General features: G+C 59.6%; 15 protein-coding genes. 8 read left to right on the plus strand and 7 right to left on the minus strand.

Features of this window, described 5'->3' with window-relative positions; all coding sequences use genetic code 11:
- Window positions 1-79: 79 nt before the first annotated feature.
- From AC1DYF_RS31990 to AC1DYF_RS32005, 4 genes are all read right to left on the minus strand, one after another.
- Window positions 80-1,387 (minus strand): L,D-transpeptidase family protein, encoded by a 1,308-nt coding sequence (locus AC1DYF_RS31990; RefSeq protein ID WP_477881828.1) that lies wholly within the window; start codon window positions 1,385-1,387, stop codon window positions 80-82.
- A gap of 263 nt (window positions 1,388-1,650) precedes the next feature.
- Window positions 1,651-2,235, minus strand: a complete 585-nt coding sequence (locus tag AC1DYF_RS31995) for a hypothetical protein (RefSeq protein ID WP_477881830.1) — start codon at window positions 2,233-2,235, stop codon at window positions 1,651-1,653.
- A gap of 129 nt (window positions 2,236-2,364) precedes the next feature.
- On the minus strand, window positions 2,365-2,604 hold the full coding sequence (locus tag AC1DYF_RS32000; protein ID WP_477881831.1) for a hypothetical protein: 240 nt from the start codon (window positions 2,602-2,604) through the stop codon (window positions 2,365-2,367).
- Between the two features lie 290 nt (window positions 2,605-2,894).
- Entirely contained in the window at window positions 2,895-3,113 is a 219-nt protein-coding gene (locus tag AC1DYF_RS32005; protein WP_477881832.1) for a hypothetical protein, read from the minus strand.
- A gap of 891 nt (window positions 3,114-4,004) precedes the next feature.
- Here AC1DYF_RS32005 and AC1DYF_RS32010 point away from each other — a divergent pair.
- Window positions 4,005-4,349 (plus strand): hypothetical protein, encoded by a 345-nt coding sequence (locus AC1DYF_RS32010; protein ID WP_477881833.1) that lies wholly within the window; start codon window positions 4,005-4,007, stop codon window positions 4,347-4,349.
- A 241-nt stretch (window positions 4,350-4,590) separates the two neighbouring features.
- Here the strand turns inward: AC1DYF_RS32010 and ldtR are convergent, their stop codons facing one another.
- Together ldtR and AC1DYF_RS32020 are read right to left on the minus strand one after the other, a co-directional pair.
- Window positions 4,591-5,106, minus strand: a complete 516-nt coding sequence (gene ldtR, locus AC1DYF_RS32015; RefSeq protein ID WP_477881834.1) for a transcriptional regulator LdtR — start codon at window positions 5,104-5,106, stop codon at window positions 4,591-4,593.
- Window positions 5,107-5,271: 165 nt separating this feature from the next.
- A complete protein-coding gene (locus AC1DYF_RS32020) occupies window positions 5,272-5,700 on the minus strand; it encodes a DUF6163 family protein (RefSeq protein WP_477881835.1) in 429 nt (142 codons plus the stop codon).
- A 114-nt stretch (window positions 5,701-5,814) separates the two neighbouring features.
- On the opposite strand from AC1DYF_RS32020, the gene hemB reads away from it, so the two are divergent.
- The 6 genes from hemB to AC1DYF_RS32050 all read left to right on the plus strand — a co-directional run bounded on the left by hemB (window position 5,815) and on the right by AC1DYF_RS32050 (window position 10,000).
- On the plus strand, window positions 5,815-6,828 hold the full coding sequence (gene hemB / locus AC1DYF_RS32025) for a porphobilinogen synthase (protein ID WP_477881836.1): 1,014 nt from the start codon (window positions 5,815-5,817) through the stop codon (window positions 6,826-6,828).
- Window positions 6,829-7,071: 243 nt separating this feature from the next.
- Complete coding sequence (locus AC1DYF_RS32030; RefSeq protein ID WP_477881837.1) at window positions 7,072-7,548, plus strand: RDD family protein; 477 nt, start codon at window positions 7,072-7,074, stop codon at window positions 7,546-7,548.
- 132 nt (window positions 7,549-7,680) lie between these two features.
- Entirely contained in the window at window positions 7,681-8,460 is a 780-nt protein-coding gene (locus AC1DYF_RS32035; RefSeq protein ID WP_477881839.1) for an arginyltransferase, read from the plus strand.
- Window positions 8,461-8,463: 3 nt separating this feature from the next.
- Window positions 8,464-9,345 carry a DMT family transporter gene (locus AC1DYF_RS32040; protein WP_477881840.1) on the plus strand — a complete coding sequence of 294 codons (882 nt, stop codon included), beginning with the start codon at window positions 8,464-8,466 and terminating at the stop codon, window positions 9,343-9,345.
- A gap of 50 nt (window positions 9,346-9,395) precedes the next feature.
- Window positions 9,396-9,617, plus strand: coding sequence for an AbrB/MazE/SpoVT family DNA-binding domain-containing protein (locus tag AC1DYF_RS32045; RefSeq protein WP_477881841.1), 222 nt, complete (start codon window positions 9,396-9,398; stop codon window positions 9,615-9,617).
- Window positions 9,614-10,000 carry a type II toxin-antitoxin system death-on-curing family toxin gene (locus tag AC1DYF_RS32050; protein ID WP_477881842.1) on the plus strand — a complete coding sequence of 129 codons (387 nt, stop codon included), beginning with the start codon at window positions 9,614-9,616 and terminating at the stop codon, window positions 9,998-10,000. Before AC1DYF_RS32045 ends, AC1DYF_RS32050 begins: the two co-directional genes overlap by 4 nt.
- Here the strand turns inward: AC1DYF_RS32050 and parC are convergent, their stop codons facing one another.
- Entirely contained in the window at window positions 10,001-12,250 is a 2,250-nt protein-coding gene (gene parC / locus AC1DYF_RS32055) for a DNA topoisomerase IV subunit A (RefSeq protein ID WP_477881843.1), read from the minus strand. It lies immediately after the preceding gene.
- Window positions 12,251-12,522: 272 nt separating this feature from the next.
- On the opposite strand from parC, the gene AC1DYF_RS32060 reads away from it, so the two are divergent.
- Complete coding sequence (locus AC1DYF_RS32060; protein WP_477881844.1) at window positions 12,523-12,894, plus strand: DUF4189 domain-containing protein; 372 nt, start codon at window positions 12,523-12,525, stop codon at window positions 12,892-12,894.
- Window positions 12,895-12,910 lie beyond the last annotated feature (16 nt).

A 12,910-nucleotide genomic window follows, 5' to 3' on the forward strand; every position in this document is an offset into this window, starting at 1 on the left:
TCAATGCTCAGGAAGAATGTGTTCGCAGACATGCAAAAACCCGCCAGTTTGGCGGGCTTTTGCATGTTCTTATCCGTACTCAGTTGTTGGCGACGGCCGGTTCCTGGTTGAGGCCGGTCTGCAGCGCCAGTTCCTGGGCGCCATCCATCTGGTAGATGTCGTCGCGGAACTGCACGACATGGTCCTTGGCGGACCAGGCGGTGACATATTTGAAATAGATCGGGATTTCCTCAGTGATATCGATCGGCGTGTTGACGCCGGTCTTGATCACCTGCTCGATATGCTGGCGGCTCCAGCCGGGCGTGTCGCGCAGGATCCAGGTCGTCAGATCACGGATGTTCTGGCAGCGCACGCAGCCCGACGATTCGAAGCGCGAGAGCTTGTTGAACAGGCCCTGCTGCGGCGTGTCGTGCATATACGTGTCGAACTGGTTGTGGAAGTTGATCTTGGTCGACGCCATGGCATTGATCTTGCCCGGGTCCTGACGGAACATCAGGTTCGGCGCCTTTTCGGCGTTCCAGTCGATGGTCTTGGGATCGACTTCATTGCCCTTGGCATCGAACAGACGAATCTTGCTCTTCGTCAGATAGGTCGGATCCTTGCGCATCAGCGGCACAATATCCTTTTCGATGATCGAGCGCGGCGCTGTCCAATAGGGGTTGAGCGTGACGTTGTAGATTTTCGAGTCCAGGATTGGCGTGGGGCGCGAGATACGGCCGACGATCGCCGTATGGCGCTGCACGACGCGGTTGTTCTCCACCGCTTCGATATAGGCGGCCGGGATATTGACCATGACATAGCGCTGGCCGAGATCGGTGGTGATCGCCTGCACACGCGTCAGGTTGGTGCGCAGCTGCGCCAGGCGCATATCGGCCGGAATATTCATCGCTTCGAGGGTGAAATTGCCGAGCACGCCGTCTTCGGGCAGGCCGTGGCGCGCCTGGAAGCGGCGTAGCGCCTCTTCGACGAGCGAATCGAAGGAATTGGAAATGCCAGCGGAATGCGACAGGTCGCCGGAGATCATCAGCCGTTTGCGCAGCGCCGCCACGGCCGGATCGGCCACGCCGATCTGCAGCTTCTGGTTTGTCACCACTTTGGGCCAGCCACCATTGGCGTTGATGGTCTCGTAATCGTAGATTGCCTGCTGCAGATTGGCGGCGGCGTCGACGCCGAAGATCGGATTGTTGGAAACGACCGCGGCGGCTGTGCGCGACGCCTTGGCGTCGAACTGGTCATCCCAGTTGCCACGGCGCGGCGCATTGATGATATCCTGCAGGGAAAGATCATCCGCAGCGGCGCGGCCGGCTATGGCCGCGGCACCCAGAAAAGTCGCCGAGCGCAGAAAAGCCCGGCGGGAAAAAGAAGAAGAATTGTCCTTGTCCGACATGCGTACTGCCTTCCAACTATCCGGCAAATTGTGGATCGCGCTTCRCCCTAACACGGTCGTGGTTAACAATGGGGAAGTCTCGCGTTCCTTGTGCACTGCCGTAGAACGCGTCGCAACTTATTGATCGGACGAATGGTCAAGCCCACCCGATTGCCTTCCCCGTTGTGGCCGGCATGCCACAATAATGTGGCCGGAATGTGCAGAGAGGAATTCACGAGCGCGTGAGCACCGGATTGCCTTGATCCTCGGACGAGGTAAAGCGCCTACGGCCGGGCAACGCGCATTTGCATATAGTCCTGGTTGATCAGGAATTCGGAGCGGTGGGCGACAAAATAGTCGGCGAGCTGTTTTGCCTGGTCGATGGTGGCGAACTTGGCGTCGTTGCCCATGATCTCAGGCCGCGTCCCCGTCGCATACACCTTGTCATAGAGTTTCTGGTCTGCGAGACTGGTAAGCACGTAGTAAGTGCCATTGTCCGCGGTCAGGAAAACCAGGGCTGTCTGGCTGGCGCTGGCATCCGGCTTGCCGGTCTCGGCATAGCGCAGCACATAGGCATTATCGCCGAGTTTCTGCGCCCGGATGGCCAACTGGTCGGATTCGCCGTTGAACATGAAGGTGTAGTGCATCTGGTCGCTTGCCACGGCTTTCACGGGCGTCATCGTGCCGGTCAGCCGGAATTTTTGCGTGTCGCGGTCAAAACTTTCGAGCTTGAACGGCGCATCGGTCGGCAGGCCGGGGATCGCATCGCCGGCGGCATCGGCGGTCGGCAGGATGACATCGGACTGGAAAGAGCAGCCGGCCAGCCAGACCAGCGCCAACAGTGCGATCACCAATTTTGCAAGACGCATCTCAAATCTCCGCCAGGCGACAAGCTGCCTTTCCGTGGAGACGTTTCAGGCGGCGGAGTCATTCCACCGGCCTGCGAATTTTGTCTCGCATCTTCCCGCCGGACTCGGTCGATTCTGCCGGAAGTGGCATCAACCGGTCTGCCGGACCGCGCCATGCGCCGGCCCCTCCTCCTTGACCTCGCGCGGTGTCGGCACCGGGATCACGCCATGGTCGGGGTCACGCACGTCCTGTCCCCGCGAGCCATCGACAGCCGCCGGCAATTCACGCTCGCGGCTCTGCCGTAGCGTATGGCGCAGGCTGGTCGCCTCGTCGATCAACCGGGTCAGTTCGTCTTCGGAAAAGTCGGATAGGTCGAATGTCTTGGCCATGATCGGCTCCCTGGCTGGATTGGCTTTGCCTAGCCTAAACGCACAAACGGACGATTCGATCATGGCCAGCGATCGATTTTAAAAAATCGATTGTTCCGAACATTAATTGAAAGACCATTTGGATGGGGAACCCTCAGCAGGGCTGGATGGTTTGAGCGCGGTTTCCAACCCGGCGATCCTCCCAAGCCGGAACCTCGGCCCTCGTCCCCTCTCGGCGAGGGCCGCTTTTTGATGGCGACAGGTGAAATCGAACGTCAGCGTTCCAATCGCAACTTCATATCGCCGAGCCGTTAGTGTCGGCGCCGGAAGTCCAATCTGATAACGTTGTCGCCATCGGCAGCCTGCTGCGGCAGAGCGCGCTCTACGGTGTCTTTCCTGCCTTGGGCTTCCATCCCGGAGCGCAATTCGGACAATTCATGATAGAGCCGCGCCACCTGCTTGCGGTAATAATCGACGATTTGCTGGTGTTCGTCGCGTGAGATATAGCGCTGATCAAACCATTCCGTCATGTTCGGTTCGCCTGCTCGTTCAAGCGATGAAGCCACAAGATTTGGTCAAAGTTCCGTGCAGGCGGTTTATTTCTGCGATCTTGCTTAACCAATTCTCAAGAGGTTAGGAAAGTGCGACCGGCGCCTAATCGTCGTCCTCTTCGTCGATCCTGAGGTCTTCGAGACGACGAAAACGGCCGAGACCCAAGACATCGAACTCATCACCACGCTCGCCTGCTTCAACATCAAGAACGCGTAGGGCCGCATTGATCGGGTCGCCGGGGCCAGCCCGGTTTCGCGAGATCAGAAGCGCCGCGCAAAAGACCTCGTCTCCGCCCACGAATTACCGCGGCCGCTTGCGAACCCACACCACCGAAATAGCTCGTCTCGATATAAGCCTGCGGACCGTTCCTGGACACTGCGACAAGGGCTTTCTCGATGGCCGAGGACAGGCTTCGGAAGCCTTCCCGGTAGTGGCGGGGCTGCAGGTTCGTCAGTCGGTCAATCTGCTGATCGCCCAATGGTACAATCGCCAACCCGAAGGGCAATAAGGTGGGCTCAGGGCAGCCTGCTGCCTCGACGATCGCTGTAAGCGCGGCAAGAGGCCCGACAACGGCAACAATATTGTGTGACATAGATCCACCTACAATTGAGCAGCCGCACCTACAATATAACTTGCCCAACCTGACAGCGCGAGGCGCGATTCATGGCAGCTGATTTGGCAGGAATGTGCGGCCATCACCGCACGCCGGAATCGCTGCCCTTCAAATATGAGCAGTGTGACAGCTACGAGGTTACGACCATCTTCGAGGAGTGGCTCTTGAAGGAAGCGAAGGAGCAGATAGTGTGGAAGCCGACGAAGCATAGGGGTGATTTGTGCGTGCTATTCTAGTTTTGATTGCGATACTGTCCATGAGTTCCCCTGCATCGGCGGAAACGCGAGACGCCGTTGTCCTGATGTGCGCCAACAGAGATGTGTTGAAGGGGTATTTGACGGGCATTATGTTTCAAAAGATGAGCGACTTCGGCAAAGTGTTAGACGCCCAGATTGCGGCCCACGATGCAACTCGAAACAAAGATTACGATACCCTTAAGAAAGCGATCCTCGGTGCGTATTGCGCGCCCAATGGCACGACTGGTCTAGCTGCAGCCGAAGCGATGTGTAGTTACGCAAAGGCACACCCGCCGACAGATGGCGTCTATGGTGTTGATAGGGTGCAGAAAATATTTGAAACCCTGTACCCATGCGCGAATTAGGCAGCCCGTGCCAGAGGCACCCTCTCAGATTCCGGCGCAGTCGGCGGGTGAGGTTGGCGTCGAACTCCGGCAGGACACGGTGGGCTGCTTTGGCCAGAGCCAGAGGCCTCTGGCGACCGAATTTACTGGCACGAAAACGGCACGAGACGGGGCGCATCCGAGCGCATTTTCATGCCCTCATGCGCCCCGTCGTGCCACTTCATGACTGGAGGAAATGAAGCAGTTTCAGCTACTTAGTTCCTTAGAGACGATAGAGGATAGAGTCGTTCCAGAACCTGTCCAACCGCTGCAGCAGCTTGTTCATTTGGCCGAATTCGTCGGTGCCGATGCCGCCCACCTTGTGGATCGAGCCGACATGGCGCTGGTAGAGCTTGGCGACGGTTTCGGCCACGGACTGGCCCTTGTCGGTCAAGGAGATGCGGACCGAGCGGCGGTCGATGCGCGAGCGGGAGTGATTGATGAAGCCCATGTCGACCAGCTTCTTAACGTTATAGGAAACGTTCGAGCCCATATAATAACCGCGTGAACGCAGTTCGCCGGCGGTCAGCTCGGAGGCGCCGATATTGAACAGCAGCAGTGCCTGTACCGCATTGATGTCGTCGCGGCCGGAGCGGTCGAATTCGTCCTTGATCACGTCGAGCAGGCGGCGATGCAAACGCTCCACCAGGTGGACGGATTCGAGATAGAGGTTGTGGATGACCTGTTCCTGCGGATCGACGGCGACCGGTGCTGCCTGGACTTTGAATTTCGGGTTCATTTTTCTGCCTCGCTGTTTGCCGGCGGTTCTTGTTTTTTTGATCCCGCCTTGTATGAGCAAAGTAGCGGGGACCTCTAAAATTCTACTTAAATCATAGGATTAACGCGTCGTTACGGGGAAAGAACGAAGCGACAGAGTCAACAGAGGCTTAATGTAAAGGGTTTGTTAACCGCGCGCGGCAGCGTTGCGAGCGGGTTTGAGGAAGAAGATCGCCAGCCTGAAAATGATGTAAACCAGTGCCGTTGCGGCAATCGCAATGACCTTGATGCGGTCATCGCCGAAGGTGGGCCGCATCAGTTCATGCATGCCGACTTCCATCGCCGCGGCCGCCGTCCAGATGACCGGCCCCCAGGCGCCGCGCAGCCAGAGCCCCAGTGCCGCCACCGGATAAAGCACGGCCAGCGTCGTATGCGCCGCCTTCATATCGACCCCGATCAGATCGAAGCGCAGCTTGCCGCCATGACTGTAGCCGATGAGATCGCCCCACAATTGCAGGCCATACCAAAGGCAGCCGAGTGAAACCACTCTGAGGAACAGCGTCATCAGCAGATCGGGCAGGAAGAGCTTTGGCGGTTTCAGGGCAAAGTCGGTCATGCATTCTTTCTAGTCGATGGCTGATATGAAAACCAGAGCCCGCGGCATTCTGGTTTTTGCAATGCGCCTATCTACATGCTAATCACGCGCCACCTCCCCGCTTGGATCTCCGCCATGACCGACAAGACCCATATCGTTGACGAAATCACCGGCCATCGCCGCATGCGCCGCAACCGCAAGGCCGACTGGTCGCGGCGGCTTATCCAGGAGAACCGGCTGACGGTCGACGACCTGATCTGGCCGATCTTTCTTGCCGAGGGTTCCGGTGTGGTCGAGCCGATCCCGGCCATGCCCGGCGTCAACCGGCTTTCGGTCGACAAGGCGGTGGAGGCGGCGAAAGAAGCGGCGGATCTCGGTATTCCGGCGCTCGCCACCTTTCCCAATGTCGATCTGGGCCTGCGCAACGATACGGGTTCGGAAGTCCTCAACGCGAACAACCTGATCAACCAGGCGACAGCGGCAATCAAGAAGGCGGTGCCGAATATCGGCGTGATCACCGATGTGGCGCTCGATCCGTTCACCAGCCACGGCCATGATGGCATCCTGCGCGAGGGCATCATCGTCAACGACGAGACGGTCGACCAGATCGCCCGTGCCGCGGTGATGCAGGCCGATGCCGGCGCCGACATCATCGCGCCGTCGGATATGATGGACGGCCGTATCGGCGTGATCCGCCGGGCGCTCGACGCCGCCGGTCACCAGGATGTCGGCATCATGTCCTATGCGACAAAATTCGCTTCCGGCCATTATGGTCCCTATCGCGAGGCGATCTCGACCAGCGGCCTGCTCAAGGGCGACAAGAAGACCTACTACATCGATCCGGCCAACGGCACCGAGGCGCTGCGCGAGGCGGCGATGGATGTCGAGGAAGGTGCTGATATGCTGATGGTCAAGCCGGGACTGCCCTATCTCGACATCTGCTGGCGGATCAAGGAGGCCTATGGCCTGCCGGTTTATGCCTACCAGGTGTCGGGCGAATATACGATGGTCAAGGCCGCCGCCGCCAATGGCTGGATCGACGGCGAGCGTGTCATGCTCGAACAGTTGCTCTGCTTCAAGCGCGCCGGCTGCGACGGCATTCTCACCTATTTCGCCATGGATGTGGCGAAAATTCTCAGCCGCCGCTGATAATGATGCCGTTTTGGGAAAATGCGGCCGCGATGCCAGGGAGTTCTGCACTATATCGGCGCAAGAATTGAATTCCTGCATTCAGGCATTCCAATGCCCTCAAACCGATGAACGAGGCTTCTCCGGACCAACATGGCCGGAGCCATAAGTTGTCGTCCAAGCGGCCTCAGGCGTGCGCATCTTGCGGCGCCTGCCTTGCATTCCCACATCTGGCCCACGTGCTTGTCCCGAAAGGCGGAACAGATGGCAAATATCTATGACGATGATCGCGCGCTCGATCACTATCTTCTCGACGGACTTCTCACCCGGCGCATGCTGGCCTTCGTCATCGATTATATGATCGTGGCCTTCCTGATGATCCCGGCTGCGGTGGCGGTATTCTTCATCGGCGTGCTGACGCTGGGGCTCGGCTTCTATCTCTATCCGGTATTGTTCTTCATCATAGCCGGCCTTTATTTCGGGCTGACGCTCTCCTCGTCGGCGCAGGCGAGCCTGGGCATGCGAGTCATGGATGTGATGATGGTCCGGGACGACGGCTTGCGGATCGATTTTCCGACGGCGATCGCGCATCTGGTGATCTTCTGGATCCTCAATTCAGTGTTGACACCCTTCATCCTGCTCGCGGCCCTTTTTACCAACCGCAAGCGCCTGCTGCACGACATCGCGCTCGGCACCGTGCAGGTACGGGCGAGCCGGTGGCTTGCGCCGGGCTGGCGCTAAGGCCGAATTGCGCCACCTCATTGCCGCAGATGCGGGAAAAGACCGTCTCGCGCCGCTTTGGACAGTTGACGTTTTCTATTCTTTCGCCATGCTGATAGGCTGCATCGAAGGAAGCGAGATACTGCGTCGAGAATGAATACTCAGGTCCATCCCTCTCCTCAGTTCTTCATGACGGCACCGGCGGCGTGCCCCTATCTGCCGGGCCAGGTCGAGCGCAAGGTGTTCACGCATCTGGTGGGACAGCGCGCACCGGAAATGAACGATATCCTGACACAGGGCGGTTTCCGCCGCTCGCAGAACATCGCCTACCGGCCGGCTTGCGAGAGCTGCCGCGCCTGCGTCTCGGTGCGCATCCTCGCCGACCAGTTCGAACCGACGAAATCGATGAAGCGCGTGCTTGCCGCCAATGCCGATCTCGTTGCCCGGGAATATGCCGCCGAACCCTCGACCGAACAGTTCACGCTGTTTCGCAAATATCTCGACAGCCGCCACCAGCAGGGCGGCATGTCCGACATGTCGGTGCTCGACTATGCGATGATGGTCGAGGACACGCATGTCAACACCCGCATCATCGAATTCCGCATCCGCGAGGAAGGCGATGGCGTGCAGCGACGCCCGACCGGCAAGCTGATCGCCACGGCGCTGACCGACGTGATGGCCGACGGGCTCTCCATGGTCTATTCCTTCTACGATCCGGAAGAAGATCACCGTTCGCTCGGCACCTGGATGATCCTCGATCATATCCGCCGCGCCAAGGCCAAGGGCCTGCCGCATGTCTATCTCGGCTACTGGGTCGAGGGCTCGCGCAAGATGACCTACAAGACCCGCTTCCTGCCGCAGGAGCATCTGCTGCACCAGGGCTGGACGCTCTACCAGCCGCCGGCTGGCGAACCGGGCGTGGCAGGCAAATAAGTCATGCCGCTCTCCTTCCTGTCGCCTCACGCCCGAGGTGTGTTCATCACCTTCCTCGGCGGATTGGCGCTGTCCTTCGACATCCCGGTCGTTCGTCTCGCCGACGGCGGGGCATGGTCGATCCTGGCGGTGCGCAGCATTTGCACGCTCATCATAACGCTTATCCTTTGGACCGCGTTGCGGCTCATTGCCGGCAAAGCACCGGTGCTGGTGCCCGGCCGCGCAGGCGTGATCGTGTCAATCTTCTATTCGCTGAGCAGCATCGCCTTCATCTTGTCGGTGTTCAATACGACAACGGCGAATGTCGCCTTTATCCTGGCGTTCAATCCGATGTTCGCTGCCCTGCTCTCCTGGATTTTCCTGAGAGAGCGGCCGCGGATGGCGACCTTCGTCGCCATGGCGGCGATGACGGCCGGTGTGCTGCTGATCGTCGGCAGCGGGCTCAAAAGCGGGCATCTGTTCGGTGATAGCTGTGCGGCGCTCTCCGCCTTCTCGATCGCCTGCGCACTGACCTATAGCCGCGCCGCGAAACAGGATTTCGGCTTCACCCCGATGGTGGCAACGATCCTGCCAGCGGTCGTTGGCGGGTTCCTGGCGACCCAGACCGGCGGCTTTCACATCGTTTCGCCCGGCTGGATCATCTTCAACGGACTGTTCCTCACGCCTTTCGCCTTCTGGGCGCTGGCAACCGGCCCGCGCTTTCTCTCCGCGGCGGAGACGGGGATGTTCTATCTGCTGGAAACCGTACTGGCGCCGGTCTGGGTGTGGCTGATTTTCGCCGATCGACCGCCGGTGCCGACGTTGATCGGCGGGGCAATCATCCTCGGGGCGCTGATCTGGCATTCGACGCACACGATGCGGCGGGACAAGATACCGCTGCATTGATTGCGGACGGCGATATGTTATAATGCCGTAACAACATTCGAGGTACGGCTATGAATATTACAGTTCGCCGCGTTGGCAATTCTCTCGGCATCATCCTTCCCAAGGAAATGCTCGATCGTTACGGTATCAAGGAAGGTGACGCCGTCGATGTGGTCGAAGGTGAAAAATCCATCGAACTACACCCACAGAATGCTGACCTGGCCGATCAATTGAAGGCTGCGCGCATTGGCATGGCGAAATACCGTGTCGCGCTGCGCGAGCTTGCGAAATGACCGGATTCCGTTGGCTGACGCGCGAGGCCATCGAGATCATCCACAGTGAGCAGTTGGCCGAACATGGGGGGCTCGCCGGCGTTAAGGACGAGAACGCCCTGGAGTCTGCACTTGCCCGGCCGCTCAACAAGGCGGCCTATGGCGAAGACGACATATTCACGCTCGCCGCTGCTTATCTCTATGGCTTCGTCAAAAACCATCCGTTCTCGGACGGCAACAAGCGAACCGGCTATCTTGCTGCCTTCACCTTTCTATACCTGAACGGCTACCTCATCGAAGCCGACCAGACGGATGTCATCGAATTCGCGCTGGAGGTCGCAGCGGGCGAAATCGACGAGGACGGCGCGACGCGCTTTCTGCGCGACTTCACCGTCCCACTCTGATCACCCGGCGAACCTGCCCGAACGTGGGAAACCCTTCGGCACCGTCCGCCCTACGCCGGCACGGTCGCCAAGCCATTCCGCCAGTTCGTCCTTTTTGCGCACGAAGGTGCGGCCGGCGCTGTCGTCCCAGGTGAGGCCGTCTTCCATGCGGAAGGTGCGGATGTCGGAAACACCGCCGTCCTTGTAGCGCTGCAGGCGAACACCCTTGCCGCGGGTCATTTCCGGGATCTGCACCAGCGGGAAGACGACCAGCCGGCGGTTTTCGCCGACCACGGCGACGTGATCACCGGTGACCGGCACGACGAGCTTGGCCTCGTCGGGCATCGCGACGTTGAGGATCTGCTTACCCTTGCGAGTGTTGGCGACGAGTTCCGCTTCCGGCACGACGAAGCCATAGCCCTGGACTGACGAGACGATCAGCTTGCGCGACGTATCGAGCACGAAGGCGGTCAGCACGTCCTGGTCGTTTTCCATGTCGATCATGATACGCAACGGTTCGCCATGACCGCGGCCRCCCGGCAGCTTGTCGGCGCCGAGCGTGAAAGCCTTGCCGCCGGTGGTGAAGATGATGACCTTGTCGGTCGTCTGTGCATTGAAGGCGATCCTGAGGCTGTCGCCTTCCTTGAACTGCAGGCCGCTGTGATCGGTCATATGACCCTTCATCGCGCGAATCCAGCCCTTCTCTGAGACGACAATGGTCACCGGCTCCTTCTCGATCATCGCCTGCTGGATGGCCTCATTGTCGGTATCAGGCGCATCGGCAAAATCTGTGCGGCGGCGACCGAGTGGGGTGGCCTTGGCGAATTTCTTCTTCACCTCGCCGATTTCCCAGGAAACCGTCTGCCACTGCTTTTCTTCCGAAGCGAGCAGTGCCTCAATACCGGCCTTTTCGGACGAGAGATTGTCGAATTCGGTCTTGATCTCGAATTCTTCGAGCCTGCGCAACGACCGCAGACGCATGTTGAGGATCGACTCTGCCTGCAAGTCGGTGAGGCTGAAGCGCTCCATCATGACTTGTTTCGGCTCATCCTCCTCGCGGATGATGCGGATCACCTCATCGATATTGAGATAAGCGATCAGATAGCCGCCGAGGATTTCGAGCCGCCGGTCGATAACACCCAGCCGATGCCGCGAGCGGCGCACCAGGACCTCGCGACGATGCGCCAGCCATTCCGTCAGCACTTCCTTGAGCGACATCACCCTGGGCACGCGGCCCATGGAAAGCACGTTCATGTTGAGCGAGATGCGGTTTTCGAGCTCGGTCAGGCGGAAGAGCGATTCCATCAACAGCTTCGGATCGACCGTGCGGCTTTTCGGCATCAGCACGATGCGGATATCCTCCGCCGACTCGTCGCGCACATCCTCGAGCAGCGGCAGCCTGCGGGCGATCAGGAGTTCGGCGATCTTTTCGATCAACCGCGACTTCTGCACCTGATAGGGGATTTCCGTGACGACGATCTGGTAGCCGCCGCGGCCCAGGTCTTCCTGCACCCATTTGGCGCGAACGCGAAAGCCGCCGCGGCCCGTGGCATAGGCGTCGATGATGCTGGCGCGGCTTTCGATGATCGTGCCGCCGGTCGGCAGGTCTGGGCCTTGGATATATTCGACCAGTTTTTCGATCGTTGCATCCGGATTCTTGATCAGATGCAGTGCAGCGTCACAGACCTCGTGGACATTATGCGGCGGGATATTGGTGGCCATGCCGACGGCGATGCCGGAGGCGCCATTGGCGAGCAGGTTCGGGAATGAGCCCGGCAGGACGATCGGCTCGCTGTCTTCCTCGTTATAGGTCGGGCGGAAATCGACGGCGTCCTCGTCGATGCCGTCGAGCAGCAGCGCCGCCACCTCGGTCATGCGCGCTTCGGTGTAACGCATGGCCGCCGGATTATCGCCGTCGATATTGCCGAAATTGCCCTGACCATCGACCACGGGATAGCGGATGGCAAAATCCTGCGCCAAGCGCGCCAGGGCGTCGTAAATCGCCTGGTCGCCATGCGGGTGGAACTTACCCATGACGTCGCCGACGATGCGGGCGCATTTCTTGTAGGCGGTGTTGGGGCGGATCCCCATTTCGCTCATTGCGTGGATGATGCGGCGATGCACCGGCTTCAAACCGTCGCGGACATCGGGCAGCGCCCGGTGCATGATGGTCGATAGCGCATAGGCGAGATAGCGCTCTTCGAGCGCCGTCTTCAGGTCCACCGGCTGGATGTCGTCTCCGCCAGAGGGCGGCATATCGTTTGTTCCCATGACCCCCGTCTATCCGAACCGGCCGCAGCGAGCAAGAATTCCCGGCAAACAGGCTGTGGACAGCGCGTTGACGTGGTTGGTGGAAATTGGCAGGCAGGCGTGGCGGCTATAATGACGCCCCGGCATCCAGGAGGTGTCGATACACCCAGAAATGGTCGCCCGCCGTGGCTGACGATCCGCTATGAAGCCTCAGGGACGCACTGTCCGGCCGGGGATCGTCAGGAGCGAGGCGGCGGGCTGAACCACCATCAACGATCGTGAGGGAACATCCTATGCCAATAAGATCAATGCCGGCAATCGCACTTGCTCTTCTTATTGTCGCGGCGCCCGCGGCCGCCTTTGCGGATGACTCCTTCGGCGCCATCGCCTATTCGCCCGCCACTGGTGAGATCGGCTGGGTCAAGAACGACAAGGAGAAAGACGACGCGGAACAGGGCGCGATGGCGAAATGCGCAGAAAAGGGTGCAACCGACTGCAAGCTCACCAATACGTTCAAGAACAATTGCGCCGCGATCGCCATGGGCGACAACGGCTGGGGCTCGAACTGGGACTCGACGACAACGGCTGCCGAAACCAAGACGCTGGCGACATGCGGCCAATACACCACCAATTGCAAGATCGCTCTCAGCATCTGCACCGAATGAAGCGATCGTCGGTTTG

Source organism: Rhizobium sp. P2_G9 (assembly GCF_056403475.1).

Bases quoted from the DNA above. Each gene is read 5' to 3' on its own strand.
- AC1DYF_RS32045 (WP_477881841.1), top strand. From the start codon at position 9,396: ATGAATATTACAGTTCGCCGCGTTGGCAATTCTCTCGGCATCATCCTT.
- AC1DYF_RS32000 (WP_477881831.1), bottom strand. From the start codon at position 2,604: ATGGCCAAGACATTCGACCTATCCGACTTTTCCGAAGACGAACTGACC.
- AC1DYF_RS32035 (WP_477881839.1), top strand. From the start codon at position 7,681: ATGAATACTCAGGTCCATCCCTCTCCTCAGTTCTTCATGACGGCACCG.
- hemB (WP_477881836.1), top strand. From the start codon at position 5,815: ATGACCGACAAGACCCATATCGTTGACGAAATCACCGGCCATCGCCGC.
- AC1DYF_RS32010 (WP_477881833.1), top strand. From the start codon at position 4,005: ATGAGTTCCCCTGCATCGGCGGAAACGCGAGACGCCGTTGTCCTGATG.
- AC1DYF_RS31990 (WP_477881828.1), bottom strand. From the start codon at position 1,387: ATGTCGGACAAGGACAATTCTTCTTCTTTTTCCCGCCGGGCTTTTCTG.
- ldtR (WP_477881834.1), bottom strand. From the start codon at position 5,106: ATGAACCCGAAATTCAAAGTCCAGGCAGCACCGGTCGCCGTCGATCCG.
- AC1DYF_RS32050 (WP_477881842.1), top strand. From the start codon at position 9,614: ATGACCGGATTCCGTTGGCTGACGCGCGAGGCCATCGAGATCATCCAC.
- AC1DYF_RS32040 (WP_477881840.1), top strand. From the start codon at position 8,464: ATGCCGCTCTCCTTCCTGTCGCCTCACGCCCGAGGTGTGTTCATCACC.
- AC1DYF_RS32060 (WP_477881844.1), top strand. From the start codon at position 12,523: ATGCCAATAAGATCAATGCCGGCAATCGCACTTGCTCTTCTTATTGTC.
- AC1DYF_RS32005 (WP_477881832.1), bottom strand. From the start codon at position 3,113: ATGACGGAATGGTTTGATCAGCGCTATATCTCACGCGACGAACACCAG.
- AC1DYF_RS31995 (WP_477881830.1), bottom strand. From the start codon at position 2,235: ATGCGTCTTGCAAAATTGGTGATCGCACTGTTGGCGCTGGTCTGGCTG.
- AC1DYF_RS32020 (WP_477881835.1), bottom strand. From the start codon at position 5,700: ATGACCGACTTTGCCCTGAAACCGCCAAAGCTCTTCCTGCCCGATCTG.
- AC1DYF_RS32030 (WP_477881837.1), top strand. From the start codon at position 7,072: ATGGCAAATATCTATGACGATGATCGCGCGCTCGATCACTATCTTCTC.